The organism is Citrobacter sp. Ce129, from assembly GCF_030334545.1.
GTDB lineage: Bacteria > Pseudomonadota > Gammaproteobacteria > Enterobacterales > Enterobacteriaceae > Citrobacter > Citrobacter europaeus.
The window spans coordinates 301,697-322,546 of record NZ_JAOWDS010000057.1 but is presented as its reverse complement, the minus strand read 5'-3'; the positions used below and the strand labels follow the sequence as shown (position 1 = coordinate 322,546).

Annotated in this window: 19 protein-coding genes; 7 read left to right on the top strand and 12 right to left on the bottom strand. The window is 54.7% G+C overall.

Annotated features, from left to right (window positions below):
• The first annotated feature begins 3 nt into the window (after window positions 1–3).
• From OGV77_RS08365 to OGV77_RS08355, 3 genes are all read left to right on the top strand, one after another.
• A complete protein-coding gene (locus OGV77_RS08365; RefSeq protein WP_087050745.1) occupies window positions 4–855 on the top strand; it encodes a class II fructose-bisphosphate aldolase in 852 nt (283 codons plus the stop codon).
• A gap of 80 nt (window positions 856–935) precedes the next feature.
• On the top strand, window positions 936–1,796 hold the full coding sequence (locus OGV77_RS08360; RefSeq protein ID WP_040231557.1) for a ketose-bisphosphate aldolase: 861 nt from the start codon (window positions 936–938) through the stop codon (window positions 1,794–1,796).
• 49 nt (window positions 1,797–1,845) lie between these two features.
• Window positions 1,846–2,523 carry a D-lyxose/D-mannose family sugar isomerase gene (locus OGV77_RS08355; protein WP_087050746.1) on the top strand — a complete coding sequence of 226 codons (678 nt, stop codon included), beginning with the start codon at window positions 1,846–1,848 and terminating at the stop codon, window positions 2,521–2,523.
• 41 nt (window positions 2,524–2,564) lie between these two features.
• Here OGV77_RS08355 and OGV77_RS08350 read toward each other — a convergent pair whose 3' ends face one another.
• Together OGV77_RS08350 and xanP are read right to left on the bottom strand one after the other, a co-directional pair.
• Complete coding sequence (locus OGV77_RS08350) at window positions 2,565–4,274, bottom strand: AsmA family protein (protein WP_087050747.1); 1,710 nt, start codon at window positions 4,272–4,274, stop codon at window positions 2,565–2,567.
• A gap of 121 nt (window positions 4,275–4,395) precedes the next feature.
• A complete protein-coding gene (xanP, locus tag OGV77_RS08345) occupies window positions 4,396–5,787 on the bottom strand; it encodes a xanthine/proton symporter XanP (protein WP_003024026.1) in 1,392 nt (463 codons plus the stop codon).
• Window positions 5,788–6,012: 225 nt separating this feature from the next.
• Between xanP and gltS the strand changes: the two genes are divergently transcribed.
• A complete protein-coding gene (gene gltS, locus OGV77_RS08340; protein ID WP_087050748.1) occupies window positions 6,013–7,218 on the top strand; it encodes a sodium/glutamate symporter in 1,206 nt (401 codons plus the stop codon).
• A 42-nt stretch (window positions 7,219–7,260) separates the two neighbouring features.
• On the opposite strand, the gene recG is transcribed toward gltS, so the two are convergent.
• From recG to gmk, 5 genes are read right to left on the bottom strand one after another with little or no spacing between them, the layout of a single operon-like run.
• A complete protein-coding gene (gene recG, locus OGV77_RS08335) occupies window positions 7,261–9,342 on the bottom strand; it encodes an ATP-dependent DNA helicase RecG (RefSeq protein ID WP_047407826.1) in 2,082 nt (693 codons plus the stop codon).
• A 5-nt stretch (window positions 9,343–9,347) separates the two neighbouring features.
• Window positions 9,348–10,037, bottom strand: a complete 690-nt coding sequence (gene trmH, locus OGV77_RS08330) for a tRNA (guanosine(18)-2'-O)-methyltransferase TrmH (protein ID WP_043018748.1) — start codon at window positions 10,035–10,037, stop codon at window positions 9,348–9,350.
• 4 nt (window positions 10,038–10,041) lie between these two features.
• A complete protein-coding gene (gene spoT / locus OGV77_RS08325) occupies window positions 10,042–12,156 on the bottom strand; it encodes a bifunctional GTP diphosphokinase/guanosine-3',5'-bis pyrophosphate 3'-pyrophosphohydrolase (RefSeq protein ID WP_032950538.1) in 2,115 nt (704 codons plus the stop codon).
• 18 nt (window positions 12,157–12,174) lie between these two features.
• Window positions 12,175–12,450 (bottom strand): DNA-directed RNA polymerase subunit omega, encoded by a 276-nt coding sequence (rpoZ, locus tag OGV77_RS08320; RefSeq protein ID WP_000135058.1) that lies wholly within the window; start codon window positions 12,448–12,450, stop codon window positions 12,175–12,177.
• Window positions 12,451–12,504: 54 nt separating this feature from the next.
• Window positions 12,505–13,128 (bottom strand): guanylate kinase, encoded by a 624-nt coding sequence (gene gmk, locus OGV77_RS08315; RefSeq protein WP_019078035.1) that lies wholly within the window; start codon window positions 13,126–13,128, stop codon window positions 12,505–12,507.
• Window positions 13,129–13,389: 261 nt separating this feature from the next.
• Here gmk and ligB point away from each other — a divergent pair, with 261 nt between their 5' ends.
• Entirely contained in the window at window positions 13,390–15,069 is a 1,680-nt protein-coding gene (gene ligB, locus OGV77_RS08310) for an NAD-dependent DNA ligase LigB (protein WP_047407829.1), read from the top strand.
• On the opposite strand, the gene OGV77_RS08305 is transcribed toward ligB, so the two are convergent.
• Window positions 15,066–15,683, bottom strand: a complete 618-nt coding sequence (locus OGV77_RS08305; protein ID WP_003024049.1) for a trimeric intracellular cation channel family protein — start codon at window positions 15,681–15,683, stop codon at window positions 15,066–15,068. The two genes, ligB and OGV77_RS08305, sit on opposite strands and share 4 nt — an antisense overlap.
• Window positions 15,684–15,941: 258 nt before the next feature.
• On the bottom strand, window positions 15,942–16,805 hold the full coding sequence (locus tag OGV77_RS08300; RefSeq protein WP_003024052.1) for a YicC/YloC family endoribonuclease: 864 nt from the start codon (window positions 16,803–16,805) through the stop codon (window positions 15,942–15,944).
• A gap of 125 nt (window positions 16,806–16,930) precedes the next feature.
• On the opposite strand from OGV77_RS08300, the gene rph reads away from it, so the two are divergent.
• A complete protein-coding gene (rph, locus tag OGV77_RS08295) occupies window positions 16,931–17,647 on the top strand; it encodes a ribonuclease PH (protein WP_286502651.1) in 717 nt (238 codons plus the stop codon).
• A 65-nt stretch (window positions 17,648–17,712) separates the two neighbouring features.
• Entirely contained in the window at window positions 17,713–18,354 is a 642-nt protein-coding gene (pyrE, locus tag OGV77_RS08290) for an orotate phosphoribosyltransferase (RefSeq protein WP_043018746.1), read from the top strand.
• 66 nt (window positions 18,355–18,420) lie between these two features.
• Here pyrE and slmA read toward each other — a convergent pair whose 3' ends face one another.
• From slmA to coaBC, 3 genes are all read right to left on the bottom strand, one after another.
• Window positions 18,421–19,017: a nucleoid occlusion factor SlmA gene (gene slmA, locus OGV77_RS08285; protein ID WP_003827257.1), complete on the bottom strand. Its 597-nt coding sequence runs from the start codon at window positions 19,015–19,017 to the stop codon at window positions 18,421–18,423.
• Between the two features lie 116 nt (window positions 19,018–19,133).
• A complete protein-coding gene (gene dut, locus OGV77_RS08280) occupies window positions 19,134–19,592 on the bottom strand; it encodes a dUTP diphosphatase (protein ID WP_003827259.1) in 459 nt (152 codons plus the stop codon).
• Entirely contained in the window at window positions 19,570–20,790 is a 1,221-nt protein-coding gene (coaBC, locus tag OGV77_RS08275; protein WP_087050825.1) for a bifunctional phosphopantothenoylcysteine decarboxylase/phosphopantothenate--cysteine ligase CoaBC, read from the bottom strand. Before coaBC ends, dut begins: the two co-directional genes overlap by 23 nt.
• Window positions 20,791–20,850 lie beyond the last annotated feature (60 nt).

The window sequence follows — 20,850 nt, the reverse complement described above, 5'->3', positions numbered from 1 at the left end:
CGTATGTTTGCCGATATGAAAAGCATGGTGACGAAAGCCTGGCGCGAGCAGTACGCGCTGCTGGCTATCAACTGTATGAACCTGGAAAGCGCCCGTGCAGCGGTACGGGTGGCTGAGAAACACCGTGCGCCCATCATTCTGAATCTGTATCAGGGACACCTGGACCATTTTCCGGCTCCGATAGCGGTAGCGGTGGTCAAAACGCTGGCAGAGGAAGCCTCGGTACCGATCGCGCTGGCGCTGGATCATGGAAAGGATCCTGTACGCATTCGCCAGGCTTTTCGCGCCGGATTCAGCGGGTTAATGATCGACGCCTCCGCCTTTGCCCTGGAGGAGAATATTCGCCAGACCCGGGCGGTGGTTGATCTCGCTGCCAGCGTGCAACTGTGTGTGGAGGGTGAGTTGGGCCATCTGGCCGATGCTCCGTGCTATGACCACGCCGCTAACGCCGATTTGATGACCCAGGCCGCTGACGTGGAACCCTTTATCCAACAGACCGGGATCGATTTACTGGCGGTATCGGTTGGCACGGCGCACGGCATGTACGCGCCGGGCGTCACGCCAGCTATTGATTTTCAACGGCTGGAGGAAATTGCCCGGTTATCAACGGTGCCGCTGGCGCTGCATGGTGGTAGCGGGACGCCGTTTGACCAGCTACAGCGCTGCCCGACGTTTGGCGTTGCCAAGATAAACGTTGGCGCGGCGGTTTTCGAAGCCGGAAAGGCAGCGCTACTACATACCCTGTGTCGCGACACATCCGGTGAACTCGTTGATGTCCTGGCCCTGATGGAGCAGGCCTGCGAGGAAGCCATTATTCCGTACCTGCAGGCCAGCGGCGCTATCGGCAAAGCCTGATTCATTTTCTGTAACGCCTTCTATGCCTCTGCGATGACGCACTGGCAGGGCTTTCTACACCCTGAAACTGGAGAATTAACATGTTAGTTTCGATGAAAGAATTACTGCAACCTACCCGTCAGCACGGTTTTGCCATCGGCGCATTCAACGTGGCGGACAGCTGCTTTGTACGTGCCGTAGTGGAAGAAGCGGAAGCGACCAATACCCCGGCGATTATCTCCATTCACCCCAGCGAACATGATTTTGTCGGCGATGCGTTTTTTAGCTACGTGCGCGATATCACCCTGCGCAGCCCGGTTCCTTTTACTCTGCATCTGGACCACGGCGCTTCGGTTGAGCATGTCCTGCGGGCAATTCAGTGTGGGTTTACCTCGGTGATGATTGATGGCTCGCTGCTGCCGTATGAAGAGAACGTGGCGCTGACCCGAGAAGTGGTCAAACTGGCGCATGCGGTAGGCGTTTCAGTGGAAGGGGAGTTGGGTACGATTGGCCAGACCGGGACGTCAGTGGAAGGCGGCGTGTCGAAGGTTACTTATACCGATCCTGCTCAGGCACAGGATTTTATCGCCCGTACCGGCGCGGACACGCTGGCGGTGGCAATTGGAACTGCGCACGGGATCTACCCGAAAGGGATGCAGCCAGAGCTGCAAATGAATATCCTGCGCGACATCGCCGGGCGGGTGGATATTCCGCTGGTGCTGCATGGCGGTTCCGCGAACCCGGATGCGGAAATTGCCGAATCCGTGACGCTGGGCGTTGGCAAAATCAATATTTCCAGCGACATGAAATACGCCTACTTCCAGAAAGTCCGCGAAATCCTGGCGAAAGAAACCTGGTGGGATCCTAACGTTATTTACCCGGAAGCCATTAGCGCCGCGCGTGACGTCATCCGCCATAAAATGAAACTGTTCGGCTCAACCGGCAAAGCGTCACTTTACTAACGGCATGCAGGCGGGGCGACCCGCCTCTTTCGCAATAAGGAAAAGTGGAATGAAGCGTTCACACATTAATTATGCCGTCGATAAAGCGCATGCCATCGCCGAGACTTTTCGAATCTGTCTGCCTGACTTTGCGTATTTTACCGTCGATGCCTGGCGGCAACAGGATCAAACTCTGTGGCGTGAAGTACTCGATCTCCAGTTGGGATGGGACGTTACCGACTTCGGGCGCGGAGATTTTGCGCAAACGGGGCTGACGTTACTGACGTTGCGCAATGGTCTGATAGGGTCAGTCAATTATCCCAAACCGTACGCCGAAAAGATGCTGCAAATTCAGCAGGATCAGCAAACACCATGGCATTTTCATCGCCATAAAATGGAAGATATCGTTAATCGCGGCGGCGGTGATTTGTGTATGCAACTGGCGTGGGCCACGCCTGATGACGGGTATGATGCCCGGCGCATTGTTGAGGTTAGCGTGGATGGTCAGCGGCGTACCGTTGACGCTGGCGAGACGCTGGTATTGAAACCGGGACAAGGAGTGTGTTTGCCGCCGCGATTGTATCACCGCTTTTGGGCGGAGAAAGCGTTCGTGCTGGGCTGGGAAATCTCGATGGTCAATGACGACCTGCATGACAACCATTTCCTTGAGCCGGGCGGTCGCTTCCCGGCGATAGAAGAGGACGAACCGGTGAAATGGTTGTTATGCAGTGAATATATTCGTTTATAAGCGGGGGTAGGCCCGGTAAGCGAAGCGCCACCGGGCAATAATCACTGCGCAACGGGTGGGGCGGTAATTTCACTCCCGGATACCACGCCCGCCCGCATGGCTTGCGTTACCTGTTGTTTCTCCACATTCACCGCATGTAACTGACCGTTGACCGTAGGCTTGAGCGGTGCATCGGCCTGAAGACCGCCGCTGGCGGTAAGCTGGATGTTACCGTCACCGGAAAGTGGCAGTGCGGGCCATCCCCAATGTTGCAGAATCGTCATTGGCACGCCGCGCCCGTTCAGGCTGACCTGAGTCTGGCGCTGAGGCAACTGCGAAATGCTGGCGGTGGCCTCCAGTAGCCCTTTTTCCGTATAGGCGCTCAGTTCGCTGATATTGATGGTGCTGCTGTTCGCGGTCAGCGCCAGCGAAGGACGACGCACGTCGGTGCGGTTAAAGGTGGCTGCAGCGGCGTTGAGGGTGGCGCTTCCGCTCCAGACCCCCCACTGATTGTTCTGTACCAGCCCGAGGTTGGCGCCGTAACCGTCCAGCGCGGTGAGTTGCCAAGGGAAGTCCGGATCGATATCAATCACCAGATTACGGCTGGCGCTGAATTTCTTCAGCGTCAGGCTGTTTAGCCAGGCTGGCAAGGGTTTCATCCAAAGCTGTTTCCAGTTTTCCGGCAGCGTATATTCCAGACCGGCAATAGCGGCATCATCGAGGATCAGCGCTTTGTTGCTGCGCATCCAGCTTCCGGATGTTCTGACCATACCGCCTTCCCAGCGGGTGGTGAACTGGCGCAGAGCAATACCCTGTGGTGAGAACTCGGCGTTCAGGATTGGATCGAAGAAGTGCAGAGAGCCGTAAATAAACTCGCTGGCATTCATCGACAGTTTGCCTTCCTGGGTTTGCCAGTCGTCCTTACTGAAGGTCATGTTGCGCAAGCTCAGGTCGAGATCCGTCACCGCCCAGTCGGGGCCTTGCAAACGGGCATCTGTTACCTCCAGACGACCAATTTGCAGGGAAGGAATCGTGCTTAACGGAGCAAAAAACTCGGCCAGCGATTTGTCGCTTTGCAGCCGGATATCGTTCAGGCGCAGATTCTCCACTACCCAACTACCGTCGGCATTGCGCTGCGCCACGCCGGTTAATGCCCCACGCGCCACGTCTGCACCAATATTGCTAAGCGTCACCCGGTCATGGTCGATGCTGCCTTCAATCAATACGTTAGTGGTCGGGACATCGTTGAGCGTCAACGAACTGGCGCTGAGCTGAATTTGCGCTTTACTCCCGAGAATTTTACCCGCCTCAGGGCTCCAGGGAATGACGCCGCCGTTAACGCGCTGCGCGCTCAGGGTCCACTCGCTACCGGGGCTGTTAAGGGCCATATCCTGCAACTGCAGGCGATCGGCCTGGAAAGGCAGCGGCGCGGTTTGCTGCGACAAATTCAGCGTGCCGTTTTGCAACAAAATGGTGTCGACATGCAGCGGGTCGGTGATTTGGCGGCTGCTCAGTCCAATATCGACCGTTTTGGCGACCAGCGTCGCGGGCTGACCATCCCGGCCAAAGGTGACGTTTTCCAGCAGAATATGGGAAGGGGAAGAAAATCGGTGATCGATGGCATCAAAGGCCAGATGGTAGCTGCTGTTCTCCGAGACCCAGGCGCTGACATGCTCTGCGCCCCAGCGGGTTTGCAGTAGAAAATAAAGGCCAAGGATCGCCACTGCAAGGGCGATCAGCACGTAAAGAAGCAGCTTTCCAATAAATTTCATGGTCTTCCATCCCGCGAAGTGCACATAGTCAAGTTATGCACGATTTAGGCGCAATGCTCAAGGCGGGAATGGTGAAAGAGCGTTACAGCGGCGTTGATTCAGAATCAACGCCGCATTTTGCTTATTGCTTCTCTGGCGGGAATACCAGGTTCAGAACGATAGCGGTGATACCGCCTGCGGCAATGCCGGAAGAGAGCAGGTTTTTCACCCAGTCCGGAGCGAACTGCAGGATCAGCGGCTGCTGGGAAACGCCCAGGCCGACGGCCAGCGACAGGGCGATAATCAGAATCGCACGGCGGTTCAGTGGCTCGCGGGACACGATACGTACGCCGGATGCCGCGATCGTACCGAACATCACCAGCGTTGCGCCGCCGAGTACCGGCTCAGGAATATGCTGTACAAAACCGCTGACCGCCGGGAACAAACCCAGCGCGATCAGCATCAGCGCCACCACAAAACCGACATAGCGACTGGCAACGCCTGTTAATTGAATAACCCCGTTGTTCTGGCCAAAACAGGAGTTAGGGAAGGTGTTGAACACGGCGGAAACAAACGAGTTCAGACCATTCGCCAGCACGCCGCCTTTCAGGCGTTTCATGTACAGCGGACCAGAAACCGGCTGCTCGGAGACGTCGGAGGTGGCCGTAATATCACCGATGGTTTCCAGTGAGGTGATCATAAAGACCAGCATCAGCGGCAGCAGTAAACTCCAGTCGATACCCAGGCCATAATACAGCGGCGTTGGCACCATCAGCAGATCCTGGCTTACCGGCGCGGTATTTTGCGGCAGCATGTCCATAAACCAGGCCAGCAGGTAACCCGCCGCCATTGCAATCACCAGTGACGCAACGCGCAGGTACGGGTTGCGCTGGCGGTTAAGCAGAATAATTAGCGCCAGCACGACGCCTGCCAACAGTAAATTCTTCGGTGCGCCAAAGGTGTTGTCGCTCATTGCGGCATAGCCGCCGCCAATCGACGTCAGACCGACCTGAATCAGCGACAGGCCGATAATCATCACCACCACGCCTGAGACCAGCGGGGTAATGATACGACGCGCCAGATGCAGTACGCGTGAAATAACCATCTCAGTGCAGCTGGCCAGCATCAGCGTACCGAACAACGCCGCCATCATGGTTGGGACATCTGCGCCACCGGTTTTTAGCGCTGTACCGCCCATAATCAGTGGCGCAACAAAGTTAAAGCTGGTGCCCTGAATGGATAACAGCCCTGAGCCGACCGGGCCCCAGGCTTTGATCTGAATGATAGAAGCTACGCCGGAAGCGAACAGCGACATACTGATAATGTGTTGAGTATCCTGAGCCGGTAAGCCGAGCGCCTGGCAAATTAACAGAGCAGGAGTGATTACCGCGACGAACATGGCCAGCAGGTGCTGGCAGGCGGCAAACAGGGTCTGGGCTAGCGGGGGGCGATCTTCAAGACGGTAAATCAGTTCACTGTTGTGAGTCTGCGCAACCGGTTGCGCATTTGTTGACTCTACGGCGTTAACGGACATCAGAGGCAATCCCATGGTGGAAAAGCGGTGATTTTATCTGACCAGGGCAGAAATGCAAACGTTTGCTACCAGGTATTCTTAATATTTAAAACGGATAAACATACATTTTTATATAACTTTTCATGATTTTCTGCTTAAAATCCACCCCGAAAACTCAATAAGAGCTAAAAATCGGTCTGGAATGCATCGTGCGTGATTGTGCTAAACGCACTAATGGAGCTGTAAATGTTTTATCTCGATACGTTATCAACGCTGGTTGCGGCAACCCTTGTATTGCTGCTGGGACGTAAGCTCGTCCAGTCTGTTTCCTTCCTGAAAAAATACACCATTCCCGAACCTGTAGCGGGCGGATTGCTGGTAGCGATTGCGCTGCTGATACTGAAAAAAAGTATGGGTTGGGAAGTGAACTTCGACATGACCCTGCGCGACCCACTGATGCTGGCCTTCTTCGCCACCATTGGCCTGAATGCCAATATCGCCAGTCTGCGTGCTGGTGGCCGTGTGGTGGGAATCTTTCTGATTGTGGTTGTTGGCCTGCTGCTGATGCAAAACGCCATCGGTATTGGTATGGCGACCCTGCTGGGCCTGGATCCGCTGATGGGGCTGATTGCTGGTTCAATAACCCTCTCTGGCGGACACGGAACCGGGGCCGCATGGAGCAAGCTGTTTATTGAACGTTATGGCTTCACCAATGCAACTGAAGTGGCGATGGCTTGCGCAACGTTTGGCCTGGTTCTGGGCGGATTGATTGGCGGTCCGGTGGCGCGCTATCTGGTCAAACACTCCACCACGCCTGACGGCATGCCTGACGATCAGGCCGTGCCGACCGCGTTTGAAAAGCCGGACGTCGGGCGCATGATCACCTCGTTGGTGCTGATTGAAACCATCGCGCTGATCGCTATCTGTCTGACGGTGGGTAAAATCGTTGCGCAAATGCTGGTGGGAACGGTGCTGGAACTGCCGACCTTCGTTTGCGTGCTGTTTGTTGGCGTGATCCTCAGTAACGGCCTGGCGCTACTGGGCTTTTATCGGGTATTTGAGCGCGCGGTTTCGGTGCTGGGTAACGTCAGTCTGTCGCTTTTCCTGGCGATGGCGCTGATGAGCCTGAAGCTGTGGGAGCTGGCTTCTCTGGCTCTGCCGATGCTGGCAATCCTGGTCGTGCAGACCATTTTCATGGCGCTGTACGCGATATTCGTCACCTGGCGCATGATGGGTAAGAACTACGATGCCGCCGTGCTGGCAGCCGGACATTGCGGTTTTGGCCTCGGCGCGACGCCGACGGCGATTGCCAACATGCAGGCGATTACCGAACGTTTTGGGCCGTCCCATATGGCGTTTCTGGTGGTGCCGATGGTGGGGGCGTTCTTTATCGATATCGTCAACGCGCTGGTGATTAAGCTGTATCTGCTGTTGCCGATTTTCGCGCAATAAAGGCTGTGCGGCGGAGTCACATCCGCCGCCGCTAAGAATCAACTATGCGTTGGAGTAGCGTTCGGTTTCCGGCATCCAGCGCTCGATTAGCGCCACAGCCTGTTGCGGGTAACGTTCATGAATATGGCGGGCAATACGCTGAACTTCCGGGATAATCGCTTGATCACGCAGTAAGTCCGCAACTTTGAATTCCGCCGTTCCGGTCTGGCGTGTACCCAACAGCTCGCCGGGGCCGCGAATCTCTAAATCTTTTTGCGCAATGACGAATCCGTCGTTGCTATCTCGCAGAACCTGCAGGCGTTGTTGTGCAGTTTTTGACAGCGGTGATTTATAGAGCAGGACGCAATGGGAGGCCACCGCGCCTCGACCTACGCGACCACGTAGCTGGTGCAACTGCGCCAGGCCCAGGCGCTCCGGGTTTTCAATAATCATCAGGCTGGCATTGGGTACGTCCACGCCCACTTCAATCACCGTGGTGGCAATGAGCAGATGCAAATCTCCCTGTTTAAAAGCAGCCATTACCGACTGCTTCTCGGCAGGCTTCATGCGCCCGTGTACCAGGCCAATATTGAGTTCGGGCAACGCCAGTTTAAGCTCTTCCCACGTCGCTTCAGCCGCCTGAGCTTCTAACAAATCAGACTCTTCAATTAACGTACAGACCCAGTACGCCTGACGCCCTTCGTGGGTGCAGGCGTTGCGCACGCGGTCAATAATATCGCTGCGGCGGGTATCCGGAATGGCCACCGTAGTGACCGGCGTACGCCCCGGAGGCAGTTCGTCAATGACCGACGTGTCGAGATCGGCATAGGCGGTCATCGCCAGCGTGCGCGGGATTGGCGTGGCGGTCATGATTAGCTGGTGCGGGTGAAAACCCTGCTGCTGGCCTTTCTCCCACAGCGCAAGACGCTGATGCACGCCAAAACGGTGCTGCTCATCGATGATAACCAGCGCAAGTCCGTTGAACTGCACCTGCTCCTGGAAAATCGCGTGCGTGCCGACAATCATCTGTACCTGGCCGCTGGCGATGGCTTCCTGCTGTGCCTGGCGCGCTTTGCCTTTCTGCTTACCTGCCAGCCAGCCCACTTCAACGCCCAGAGGCGCGAACCAGTTGCGGAAGTTATTCGCATGCTGTTCAGCCAGCAATTCGGTGGGGGCCATCAGCGCCACCTGCTTACCATGTGCGATAGCCCGCAGCGCGGCCAGAGCCGCAACCAGGGTTTTACCGGAGCCGACATCGCCCTGCACCAGACGCATCATTGGGACATCCAGCGCCATATCGCGTTCGATCTCAGCGGTAACGCGGGCCTGTGCGCCGGTGGGTTTAAACGGTAGCGCTGCCAGCAGTTGGTCTTTCAGCGTGTTGTTTGCGCTCAGCGGCTGGGCGTGGAAGCGCTGTGCCCCGGCGCGTAGCGCCAGCATGCTGAGGTTATGCGCCAGCAGCTCTTCCAGTATCAGACGTCGCTGCGCCGGATGCTGGCCGGTTTCCAGATCGCTCAATTGCAGTGACGGCGGTGGACGGTGTAGCGTGCGCAGGGCTTCCGGCAGGCTCATCATGCCCTGTAACAGCTCTGGTGGCAGCAGTTCGGCAATGGCGCAGGTATCGAGCAGATCCAGCGCTTGATCGGTCAGTTTGCGCAGCGTGGCCTGCTTCACGCCTTCGGTAGTTGGATACACCGGTGTGAGCGTTTCTTGCAATTCCGGCGTGCTGAGATCGCCCTGCACGCGGTATTCCGGGTGAATCATTTCTGCCCCATATTTCCCGCGTTTGGCTTCACCGTAGGCCAGCACCCGGCGACCGGTGGCAAGGCTGTTTTTCATCGCAGCGCTGAAATTGAAAAAGCGCATGGTGAGAATGCCGGAGCCATCGCTTATCTGACAGGTCATCATCCGGCGGCCACCGAAGGTGATATTACAGTTCAGCACTTCGCCTTCAACGGTGGCATAGACGCCCGGTAACAATTCGCCAATGGGGTACAGATGGGTACGATCTTCGTAACGCAGAGGGAGGTGGAGCAGGAGGTCCTGCACGGTGTGCAGGCCAATTTTCGCCAGTTTACTGCTTTGCGCTGCGCCAACGCCGGTCAGAGAGTTGAGTGGGATGGCATCCAGTAAACGGCCTTTCATCGCGTTTATCTCGCAGATTGCATAGTGGCCCACCACGTTGCATCGGCTTCAATTTCGCCCTGCGTGTTGACGTGAGGGTAGGGAAGACCTTTGCGCTTAGCGACATTCGCCAGCACCGGATAACCGCCTTCAAACAGTAAGCGCTGCTGCTCGTCTTGTGGCAGCATGCTGTTTTCTCGTCGGTACATGCCAGCATTTTGCCGCTGGCGCTGCGCTTCGTACAGGATTAGCGCGGAGGCGACAGAAACGTTCAGCGACTGCACCATGCCAGTCATGGGAATGATGATGTCCTGATCAGCCAGATCCAACGCTTCCTGAGTGATGCCGGTTTTCTCCTGGCCCATCAGGATGCAGGTGGGCCGCGTGTAATCAATCTCGCGAAAATCCACGGCGTTATCTGACAGATGAGTAGCCAGAACCTGCATGCCCTGGCTTTTTAAATGTGTGACCGCATCGCCAATGGTAAGGTGAGTTTTCACCTGCACCCAACTGTTGCTGCCTGCGGCAGAAGAGGCCATGGTGCGCATACGGCTACCCGGCCAGACGGCGTGGACTTCATGCACGCCGACCGCATCTGCAGTACGAATGATCGCAGAAACGTTATGAGGTTTGTGGACCTGCTCCATGCAGACGGTCAGATCGGGCTGCCGACGCGCGAGCATCTCGCGGATACGTGCATAGCGCTGTTCATTCATAAGACTAGTTTCGGTTTCGGGTGACTTTTATCACGTCCGGCATGACGCGAATTTTGCGCATGATATTCGCCAGATGCACGCGATCGCGAGCGGTCAGGCGAATAAAGGCGCTATAGACGCGGCCATCTTTCTCTTCCGTATTCAGACTTTGAATGTTGGAGGTGGTCGTGTTGATTGCCGCCGTCAGGTTCGCCAGAGCACCCTGGTGGTTAAACATATCCACCTTAATCTCTGTAATGAACTCCTGCTCCGTCTCTTTATCCCATTCCACCGCCATAAACTTCTCTGGCTCTTTCTGGTAGCCACGAATATTACGGCAGGATTCATGGTGAATCACCAGACCTTTACCCGGACTGACGTGGGCAATGATTGGATCGCCTGGAATCGGACGACAGCATTTCGCAAAGGTGATCAGCACGCCGTCTGCGCCTTTGATCGGCAGATGACCGTGACCAGATTGCGCCGGCACATTTGTCGTTGCTTCGCCCTGCTGAAGGTTTTTCGCTACCACCACGCTCATGGCGTTACCCAGACCGATTTCTGCGAGCAGATCGTCAAGCGTGGCGAGCTTCATACGCTCAAGCTCACGCTGGATGCTCTCTGGTGGGATCTCAGCCAGTTTACGGCTACCGCCCAGGGCATGGTTGAGCAGTCGACGACCCAGACTAACGGAATCATCGCGCTTGAGGTTTTTCAGCAGTTGGCGAATTTTGGCGCGCGCTTTCGAACTGACGACGAAGTTGAGCCATGCGGCGTTCGGACGTGCGCCCGGCGCGGTAATAATCTCAACGGTCTGGCCGCTAAAGAGCGGTTGTGAAAGCGGATAAGGCTGTCTGTCGACGCGTGCGCCAACGCAGGCGTGGCCGATATCGGTATGCACGGCGTAGGCAAAGTCGACAGGCGTTGCACCGGCAGGCAGTTCGACAATGCGCCCTTCCGGTGTGAAAACATAAATCTCATCCGGGAAGAGATCAGATTTAACGCTTTCAATAAATTCAAACGAGCTACCGGCGCTCTGCTGCAGTTCCAGCAGGCTTTGCATCCAGCGCTGAGCGCGGATTTGCGCAGTGGTGCTGCTTTCGCCGCCGTGCTCTTTGTAAGCCCAGTGCGCTGCAACCCCCATCTCTGCCATCTGGTCCATGTCTTCAGTACGAATCTGTACTTCTACCGGGACACCGTGTGGGCCGATCATTGAGGTGTGCAAAGACTGATATCCGTTAGCTTTCGGAATGGCGATATAGTCTTTCACGCGACCAGGACGTGGTTTGTACAGGCTGTGCATCTGGCCGAGTACGCGATAGCAGGTATCGGAATCATGAACGATAACGCGAAACGCGTAGATGTCCATGATGGAGTGAAAACGCTGCTCTTTGAGCACCATTTTGCAGTAGATCGAGTACAGGTGCTTCTCACGCCCGCTTACGCGACACGGAATGCCTGCCTCTTGCAAACGCCCTTCGATTTCCGAGAGGATTTTTTGGATCATCTCTTTACGGTTGCCGCGAGCGGCTTTTACCACTTCTTTAATCACGCGATAGCGGTTTGGGTACAACGCTTCAAAACCCAGCTCTTCCAGCTCGGTTTTAATGTGATGAATACCTAAACGGTGCGCCAGCGGACTATAGATTTCGAGGGTTTCACGGGCGATGCGGCGACGTTTGTCCGGGCGTAATGAGCCCAGCGTGCGCATGTTGTGGGTACGGTCAGCAAGTTTGATGAGAATGACGCGGATATCCTGCACCATCGCCATAATCATCTTGCGAAAGTTTTCAGCTTGCGCCTCTTTCTTATCGCGAAACTTAAGCTTATCAAGCTTCGATACCCCTTCTACCAGTTCTGCAACGCTTTTACCAAAAAGCTGTTCCATATCCTGGTAGGTGGCTGGAGTATCTTCAATCACGTCATGCAGCAGCGCAGCCATCAGCGTTTCGTAGTCGAGTTTCATCTCGGCCAGAATGCAGGCTACCGCTACCGGGTGCGTGATATAGGGTTCACCGCTTGAACGTGTCTGGCCCTCGTGAGCGTCACGTGCAACGAGATACGCCTGCCGAAGACGCTTAATCTGGTCTTCCGGCAGGTAGTTTTGAATCAGTTGATTCAGGCTTTCAAACAGATACAAGGGCGACCCGCTTTGTGATTAACGACGACCTTCAGCAATAGCGGTAACGGCTTGTAATTCAGCGGCTTCCTGCTCTTGCTGTTCCTGGCGCTCACGCACGTCGAGGATCTGGTTGTTGATCAGACCTTCTTCGATTTCGCGCAGCGCGATAACGGTAGTTTTATCGTTTTCTTCCGGTACGAGCGGATCCTTTCCGCCTACCTGCATCTGACGAGCGCGACGCGCGGCGACCAGTACCAGGTCAAAACGGTTACCAATTTTCTCTACAGCGTCCTGAACAGTTACGCGTGCCATACTTAAAATGCTCCACAGGTGAAGAAATGACTGGGCATGATACTGAATGTGGGTTCAGTCTGCCAACAGTTTGCTGATTAAAGCGTCATGACGCTGCTTTTGGCGGCTCATGCGCAGACGTTCGGCGCGAATGATAGTTTTCAAATCGCCCAGGGCGGTATCGAAGTCATCATTCACAATAAGATAATCATATTCGGCGTAATGGCTCATTTCTGCAACAGCTTGCGCCATACGTTTTGCGATCACGTCTTCGCTATCCTGACCGCGGCCACGCAGACGGCGGTCCAGCTCAATCTTAGATGGCGGCAAAATAAAAATACTGCGCGCATGCGGCATTTTTTGACGAATTTGCTGCGCACCTTGCCAGTCGATATCTAAAAAGACGTCTACGCCGGATGCCAATACTTGCTCAATGGTCTCACGCGAGGTGCCGTAGTAATTACCGAAAACCTCAGCGTGTTCCAGAAACGCGTCTCTGCCAATCATGGTTCTGAATTCGTCATGGTTCACAAAGAAATAGTGTTCACCGTGCACTTCCCCCGGGCGCGGCGCGCGCGTGGTGTGCGAAACAGAAACCTGGGTGTCATACAACGGTTGGGTCTTTAATAAAGCCTGAATCAGGCTGGATTTACCCGCGCCACTGGGGGCAGAAACAATATAAAGCGTGCCTTGAGCCATGAGTATCTTAATGTATGTGATTGTCGAAAGAGAGCCTACATACGGGCTTATTATACACGTAGCCGCTATGTGACGTAGCCCTTGTCACACTTTTTGCGCATGTTTATTGCGTTTTGCGTACCAGTTTCCTGTTTTATCCGCGATTTGCAGCAATTTGTGCAAATGTCAGGAATGGTGCTCGCAGGATGATTTTTTGCCGCTCTGTTTCCCTTTTACTTCGCGCTATATCTGCCGGGAAATGCAGTGTTCAGCGGAGGTAACATGGGATTATGGAAAGGCATAGGGCTGGTTTTGCTAATGGGATGTCTACCCGCATGGGCGGTATGCCCAGTCTGGTCTCCTGCCAGGGCAAACGAAGAAATTTCTCGACTACAGCAGCAGATCACACAGTGGAATGACAGTTACTGGAAACAGGGTGAAAGTGCCGTAGACGACGGCGTTTATGACCAGCTCAATGCGCAACTCATCCAATGGCAGCGCTGTTTTGGCGATGAAGCCCCACCAGATCTGTCTGCGCCCCCAATAAGTGGCACCGTCCCGCATCCAGTTCCCCACACGGGAGTCCGTAAACTTGCCGATAAGCAAGCGCTACAGCAATGGATGCACACTCGCAGCGATCTCTGGGTACAGCCAAAGGTGGACGGCGTGGCGGTCACGCTGGTCTATCGCAACGGCAATCTGATACAGGCGATTAGCCGTGGTAACGGCCTGAAAGGCGAAGACTGGACGCAAAAGGTTCTTCAGATCCCTTCCGTGCCACGCACCACCACAGGACAGCTCGCTAACAGTACGTTGCAGGGGGAGATATTTTTACAGCAGCAGGGGCATATCCAGCAACAGAAAGGCGGAATGAACGCCCGCTCAAAGGTTGCTGGAATGATGATGCGCCAGAGCAACCCGGAAATATTACGCTCGCTGGATATTTTTATCTGGGCCTGGCCTGATGGTCCGGCGCTCATGTCTGAAAGACTGGAGCAACTCACTGCTGCCGGGTTCAGTTACACGCAACGCTATACTCAGGCTGTGAAAAATGCGGATGACGTCGAAAAGTCGCGCGCCAGATGGTGGAGTTCAGCATTACCTTTTGTGACGGATGGCGTAGTGGTGCGAACGGCAAAAGAGCCACGTGCACAGTATTGGCTACCTGGACAGGGTGACTGGCTGGCGGCGTGGAAATATCCTCCTGTGGCAAGGGTATCTGAGGTAACGGGTATTCAGTTCTCCGTTGGCAAAAGCGGGAAAATTGCGGTGGTGGCATTGCTGACCCCCGTCATGCTGGATGATAAGCGGGTGCAGCGCGTCAATATTGGCTCTGTACGACGCTGGAATGAATGGGATATCGCGCCAGGCGATCAGATTCTGATAAGCCTCGCTGGACAAGGGATCCCCCGTATAGATGAGGTGGTCTGGCGCAGTACCCAGCGTATTAAGCCGGTGCCACCTGAGGGGCGCTTCAATTCATTAACCTGTTTTTATGCCACAGCGGAGTGCCAGGAACAGTTTGTTGCCAGACTGGTCTGGCTGGGCGGTAAAGAAGTGCTGGGGCTGGAGGGTATCGGCGAGGCGGGATGGCGAGAGCTCCATCAGGCGTATCGCTTTGAACATATCTTTTCCTGGCTAGGATTAACCCAGGCGCAGCTACAGTCCACCTTCGGCGTGAACAAAGGGGAGAAGTTGTGGCATCAGTTCAACCTGTCGCGCCATCTCCCGTTCACGCGCTGGGTGATTGCCATGGGAATACCGTTAACACAGGCAACACTGAATGCCAGTCGGGATGGTTCGTGGCAGCAGTTACAGGCGCGCAGTGAACAAAGCTGGCGGCAGTTGCCTTTCATGGGGGAGCGGCGGGCACGCCAGGTGATGCAGTGGCTGGAGAATAGAGAGATCATTGCGCTGAGCAACTGGTTAGCTGCTCAGCGGATCGCGGGCTTTATGCCTTAATGGCCTTCATGGCGATAGTAAAATACCGGTAGCCCTAACTTCAGGCGCAGCGCCAGCAGTCGGGCGGTGAAGCCGAAGAGCAGGGTAGAGATAACCACTACATCGTGACTGGAGACATAATGTTGCAGCACGATGTACAGCACTGCAGCGGCAAATGAAACGCCGGCATACAGTTCTTTCTGGAATACTAATGGGATACGTTTGCAGAACATATCACGTAAAACACCACCAAAGACGCCGGTAGTGACTGCAGCGACTACGGCGATAATCGGCCCATGACCCATATCCAGCGCCACCTGAGCGCCAATAATAGAAAAAACCACCAGGCCCAGCGCATCCAGTACAAGGAATATTTTACGCAGATAGGGCATGACGGGAGCAATAATGGTGGTGAGTACCGCAGCGGTCGCCACGATAATGACGTATTCAGGGTGCTTTACCCAGCCAAGCGGATAGTGGCCGAGAAGAATGTCGCGTACTGAGCCGCCGCCAATGGCGGTCGCGGTGGCAATAATAATGACGCCAAATGTATCCATACGACGACGCCCAGCCGCAAGCGCACCGGTCATGGCTTCGGCAGTAATACCAATTAAATATAAAACGTGTAACAGCATGTATTCCCCCTGATTTGCTGGGGGCTAAGGTTAACGATTTGTGCGCATTGTCACGATTGAGATTTTCTAAGGTGAAACGATTTTAATAACTACAGCTAATGCGAATGTGCTGAAAATACGTGGTGACATGCGCTTTGGGTTATGGGTGGTGATAATAAATGATGAGAAAATATAATTCGGAATGAATGGGAAGAGTACCAAAGCGAAGGGAAAACACGTAGTCCCGCCGTTTATTGGCGGGCTACGTAGAATGCTGGCTTATTCGATGTTCTGGATCTGCTCGCGCATTTGCTCGATCAATACCTTCAGTTCAATCGCGGAATTCGTCACCTCGGCATTGATAGACTTGGATGCCAGAGTGTTCGACTCACGGTTGAATTCCTGCATCATGAAGTCCAGACGACGGCCAACGGCCTCTTTTTTCTTCAGGATGTTGTAGGTTTCTTTGACGTGGGCTTCCAGACGATCTAACTCTTCTGCCACATCGATGCGCTGCGCCATCAGCACCAGTTCTTGCTCAAGGCGGTTATTTTCCAGTTGCACCTGGGCGTCTTCCAGTTTGGCTACCAGGCGCTCGCGCTGCCATTGCAGGATTTCCGGCATATGTGCACGTACTTTCGTAACTTCAGCGCTGACGCCTTCCAGACGCTGCTCGATCAGCGCTTTCAGCGCCTGACCTTCGGTTTCACGCGCGACGATGAAGTCATCCAGCGTACCGTCAAGCGCAGCGAGGATTTCGGCGGCAATGGCGTCCAGATCTTGCTCCTGGGCAGCCATTACGCCTGGCCAGCGCAGGATATCAACCGGGTTAATTTCACCTTCATCACTCTGCATTTTTACCCAGTTAGCCGCACTCACGAGCTGTTTAGCGAGCTTTTCATTCAGAATCAGCTCGCCCTGGGCGCTGGCATCGGGCTCAAAACGCAGCGTACACTCGACTTTACCGCGCGTCAGACGTGTGCGGATGCGCTCGCGAACAACGGGTTCAAGGCTACGGAACTGCTCCGGCAGGCGAAAATAAGTTTCCAGATAACGCTGGTTTACCGAGCGCATTTCCCAGGTTGCGCTACCCCATTCACCCTTGATTTCACGCCGGGCGTAGGCGGTCATGCTGCGGATCATAGACGTTCCTGTTTTTAAAGATGAGATGGGAGGATTATAGCCATCCACGTCTTGTCAGGATAGGAATAACAGTCGGAAGTCCGTATAATGCGCAGCCACATTCGTTTCAAGCCGGAGAATTTATCATGCGTCCAGCAGGTCGTAGTACCAATCAGGTGCGTCCCGTCACCCTGACCCGTAATTATACAAAACACGCTGAAGGCTCCGTGCTGGTCGAATTTGGTGATACCAAAGTGCTGTGTACCGCCTCGATTGATGAAGGCGTACCGCGTTTTCTGAAAGGACAGGGCCAGGGCTGGATCACCGCAGAATATGGCATGCTGCCACGCGCCACGCACACCCGTAACGCCCGTGAAGCGGCAAAAGGTAAGCAGGGCGGTCGTACCATGGAAATCCAGCGTCTGATCGCTCGTGCGCTGCGCGCCGCCGTTGATCTGAAGACGCTCGGCGAATTCACGATTACGCTGGACTGCGATGTTATTCAGGCCGATGGCGGTACGCGCACCGCATCCATTACCGGTGCTTGTGTCGCTTTGGCTGACGCGCTGAACAAACTGGTAGCAAGCGGTAAGCTGAAAACCAACCCAATGAAAGGGATGGTCGCGGCGGTCTCCGTAGGTATTGTGAACGGCGAAGCACTCTGCGACCTGGAATACGTTGAAGATTCTGCCGCAGAAACCGACATGAACGTGGTGATGACTGAAGACGGTCGCATTATAGAGGTGCAGGGCACGGCGGAAGGCGAGCCGTTCAGCCATGAAGAACTTCTCACCCTACTGGCATTGGCCCGAGGGGGGATCGAGTCCATTGTAGCGACGCAGAAGGCGGCGTTAGAAAATTGATTTTAAAGGCGACTGATTAGTCGCCTTTTTTTTGTCTGTAATAAAGTGAGATGAGGAGCGAATCCATGAAACCGTATCAGCGCCAGTTTATTGAGTTTGCGCTTAGCAAGCAGGTACTAAAGTTTGGCGAATTTACGCTGAAATCCGGGCGCAAAAGCCCCTATTTCTTCAACGCCGGGCTGTTTAATACCGGGCGCGACCTGGCACTGTTAGGCCGTTTTTATGCCGAAGCGCTGGTGGATTCCGGTATTGAGTTCGATTTGCTGTTTGGTCCGGCCTACAAAGGTATTCCGATTGCTACCACAACGGCCGTTGCGCTGGCGGAGCACCATGATAAAGATTTGCCGTACTGCTTTAACCGTAAAGAGGCGAAAACCCACGGCGAAGGCGGTAATCTGGTAGGTAGCGCACTTGAAGGGCGTGTCATGCTGGTCGATGATGTTATCACCGCGGGTACGGCTATTCGTGAGTCGATGGAAATTATCCAGGCTCATGGCGCCACGCTGGCGGGGGTACTGATTTCTCTCGATCGTCAGGAACGCGGTCGCGGCGAGATTTCAGCGATTCAGGAAGTGGAACGCGATTATGGCTGCAAGGTGATTTCTATCATTACCCTGAAAGAATTGATTGCGTATCTGGAAGAGAAGCCAGAGATGGCAGAGCATCTGGTGGCAGTACGGGCCTATCGCGAAGCGTACGGCGTTTAAGAACTGCCGGATGGCGCTGCGCTTATCCGGCCTACGTAACCCCGTAGGCCGGACTAAACAAATCTGCTATTGCAACTGAGCAGCCACCAACGGCCAGCGGGTGTCGAAATCATCCGTCGGACGATATTTAAATTCGCTACGTACAAACCGGGACAGCATACCTTCGCAGAAAGCCAACAACTGGCTGGCCAGCAGCGTTTCATCCACGGTGTAGCCTTCACCTTCACGCATTCTTTTTTCTCGCAGAACCTGGCGTAATTGCGCCTCAATTCGCTCAAAAAGCTGGTTAATACGGCCTTGCAGACGATCTTGCTCGAACATCAACGCGTGTCCGGTCAGAATTCGCGTCAGGCCAGGGTTGCGCTCACCGAACCCTAAAATGAGCAGTACGATCAGACGCAAGCGCGCGTTGGTGTCCTTTTCATCTTTCAAAATCAGATTGATTCGGGTAATCAGACTATCTTCGATAAACTCAATCAGGCTATCGAACATGCGAGTCTTGCTGGGGAAATGGCGATACAATGCCGCTTCGGATACGCCAACTGAGGCTGCCAGCTTTGCTGTGGTGATGCGTTGGCTACCATCGCTGGACTCAAGCATCAGTGCCAGAGACTGAAGTATTTCTTCGCGACGATTCCTTTTCGCAGTTTGCTTTTCTACCATGTTACAAAATACCCCTGAAAATAAGCTCTTGCCAGGCAGGCATCCACACAGCGACCGCAAACTGTTGTTTGCGGTATGTTATTGCGTTATTACGCTGTGGGATACTTTTCTGCGGGTTACTTGCGCCCGGAATGGCCGAAGCCACCTTCGCCACGATCGGTGGCTTCAAACTCTTCCACCAGATTAAATTCAGCCTGCACAACCGGTACAAATACCATCTGCGCGATGCGCTCGCCCGGCTCGATAGTGAAGCTGTCCTGACCACGGTTCCAGACGGATACCATCAGCTGGCCCTGGTAGTCGGAATCAATTAAACCGACCAGATTGCCCAGTACGATACCGTGCTTATGGCCCAATCCGGAACGCGGGAGCATTACCGCTGCCAGAGAAGGATCGGCAATGTGGATAGCTAACCCCGTTGGTACCAGCGTTGTTGCGCCCGGCGCCAGTTCTACGGCGTCATCAAGACAAGCACGCAGGTCAAGTCCGGCAGAACCAGAGGTGGCGTACGTAGGAAGCGGAAATTGTTGCCCTACGCGCGGGTCCAGAATCTTAACGTCGATTTTTTTCATCATAACGGGTCACGATCTCGTCGAGTAATAATTGGCCCAGGAGTTCTTTGCGCTCAAGCGGTAAGACTTTATCTCCATCCTGCCAAAAAAGGTGTAATGCGTTGCTGTCGCTGTTAAATCCTTGAGTAGACAGCGAAACATCGTTCGCACAGATCACATCAAGGTTTTTGCGGATGCGTTTTTGCCGGGCATATTCTTCCACATTATTTGTTTCGGCGGCAAACCCAACGACAAAGGGACGGTTAGCAACCAGTGCGGCAACACCGGCGATAATATCCGGATTTTTGACCATTTTTACTGTTAATTCATCACCCTGCGTCGCCTGCTTTTTGATTTTTTCGTGGGCGATCGTGTCAGCGCGATAATCAGCGACTGCGGCGCAGCCGATAAAAATATGCTGTTGTTGCACCGCAGATTGCACGGCGGCTTCCATCTCCAGCGCGGTCATCACATCAACGCGCTGGACAAATGGCGGAGTGGGTAACGAAACCGGACCCGATACCAGCGTGACGTTTGCTCCGCGCTTTGCGGCCGCGGCTGCGATAGCAAATCCCATTTTCCCGGAGCTGTGGTTGGAAATATAACGCACGGGATCAAGCGGTTCACGCGTCGGGCCCGCCGTAATCATGATGTTGAGATGTTGCAGGGAGTTGACAGGTGAAAAATGTTCTGCCGCCATATCCACAATGGTTAATGGGTCCAGCATACGCCCAGGACCGATATCACCACATGCCTGACTACCGCTGTCAGGGCCCCAAATGAGCAACCCTCGCGAAGCAAGGATGCCCAGGTTTTTCTGGGTCGCGGCAGCGCGGTACATCTGCTGGTTCATGGCCGGTAGCACGGCAACAGGCGCTGGCGTTGCCAGACAGATTGTTGACACCAGATCGTTGGCCATACCTGCGGCAACGCGAGCAATCAGGTCTGCCGTAGCAGGGGCCAGGATAACCAAATCGGCCCATTTCCCCAGCTCAATGTGGCCCATCGCGGCTTCGGCTGCAGGATCAAGCAGGCTGTCGGAAACGGGATAACCCGAAACGGCCTGTAAGCTCAGAGGTGTAATAAACGCTTTTGCCGCTTCGGTCATCGCCACGCGGACGTCAGCGCCGCGTTCCCGTAAACGACGTACCAGCTCAGGGGTTTTGTACGCAGCAATGCCGCCACTGACGCCAAGTACGATTTTTTTACCGGCCAGGCTCATCATGATCTTTCCTGTTGGGTTTCACCAGAAGGCGGATATTTTATCACAATCCGCAATTTG

Bases quoted from the DNA above. Each gene is read 5' to 3' on its own strand.
- OGV77_RS08365 (WP_087050745.1), top strand. From the start codon at position 4: ATGTTTGCCGATATGAAAAGCATGGTGACGAAAGCCTGGCGCGAGCAG.
- OGV77_RS08360 (WP_040231557.1), top strand. From the start codon at position 936: ATGTTAGTTTCGATGAAAGAATTACTGCAACCTACCCGTCAGCACGGT.
- OGV77_RS08355 (WP_087050746.1), top strand. From the start codon at position 1,846: ATGAAGCGTTCACACATTAATTATGCCGTCGATAAAGCGCATGCCATC.
- OGV77_RS08350 (WP_087050747.1), bottom strand. From the start codon at position 4,274: ATGAAATTTATTGGAAAGCTGCTTCTTTACGTGCTGATCGCCCTTGCA.
- xanP (WP_003024026.1), bottom strand. From the start codon at position 5,787: ATGTCCGTTAACGCCGTAGAGTCAACAAATGCGCAACCGGTTGCGCAG.
- gltS (WP_087050748.1), top strand. From the start codon at position 6,013: ATGTTTTATCTCGATACGTTATCAACGCTGGTTGCGGCAACCCTTGTA.
- recG (WP_047407826.1), bottom strand. From the start codon at position 9,342: ATGAAAGGCCGTTTACTGGATGCCATCCCACTCAACTCTCTGACCGGC.
- trmH (WP_043018748.1), bottom strand. From the start codon at position 10,037: ATGAATGAACAGCGCTATGCACGTATCCGCGAGATGCTCGCGCGTCGG.
- rpoZ (WP_000135058.1), bottom strand. From the start codon at position 12,450: ATGGCACGCGTAACTGTTCAGGACGCTGTAGAGAAAATTGGTAACCGT.
- gmk (WP_019078035.1), bottom strand. From the start codon at position 13,128: ATGGCTCAAGGCACGCTTTATATTGTTTCTGCCCCCAGTGGCGCGGGT.
- ligB (WP_047407829.1), top strand. From the start codon at position 13,390: ATGGGATTATGGAAAGGCATAGGGCTGGTTTTGCTAATGGGATGTCTA.
- OGV77_RS08305 (WP_003024049.1), bottom strand. From the start codon at position 15,683: ATGCTGTTACACGTTTTATATTTAATTGGTATTACTGCCGAAGCCATG.
- OGV77_RS08300 (WP_003024052.1), bottom strand. From the start codon at position 16,805: ATGATCCGCAGCATGACCGCCTACGCCCGGCGTGAAATCAAGGGTGAA.
- rph (WP_286502651.1), top strand. From the start codon at position 16,931: ATGCGTCCAGCAGGTCGTAGTACCAATCAGGTGCGTCCCGTCACCCTG.
- pyrE (WP_043018746.1), top strand. From the start codon at position 17,713: ATGAAACCGTATCAGCGCCAGTTTATTGAGTTTGCGCTTAGCAAGCAG.
- slmA (WP_003827257.1), bottom strand. From the start codon at position 19,017: ATGGTAGAAAAGCAAACTGCGAAAAGGAATCGTCGCGAAGAAATACTT.
- dut (WP_003827259.1), bottom strand. From the start codon at position 19,592: ATGATGAAAAAAATCGACGTTAAGATTCTGGACCCGCGCGTAGGGCAA.
- coaBC (WP_087050825.1), bottom strand. From the start codon at position 20,790: ATGAGCCTGGCCGGTAAAAAAATCGTACTTGGCGTCAGTGGCGGCATT.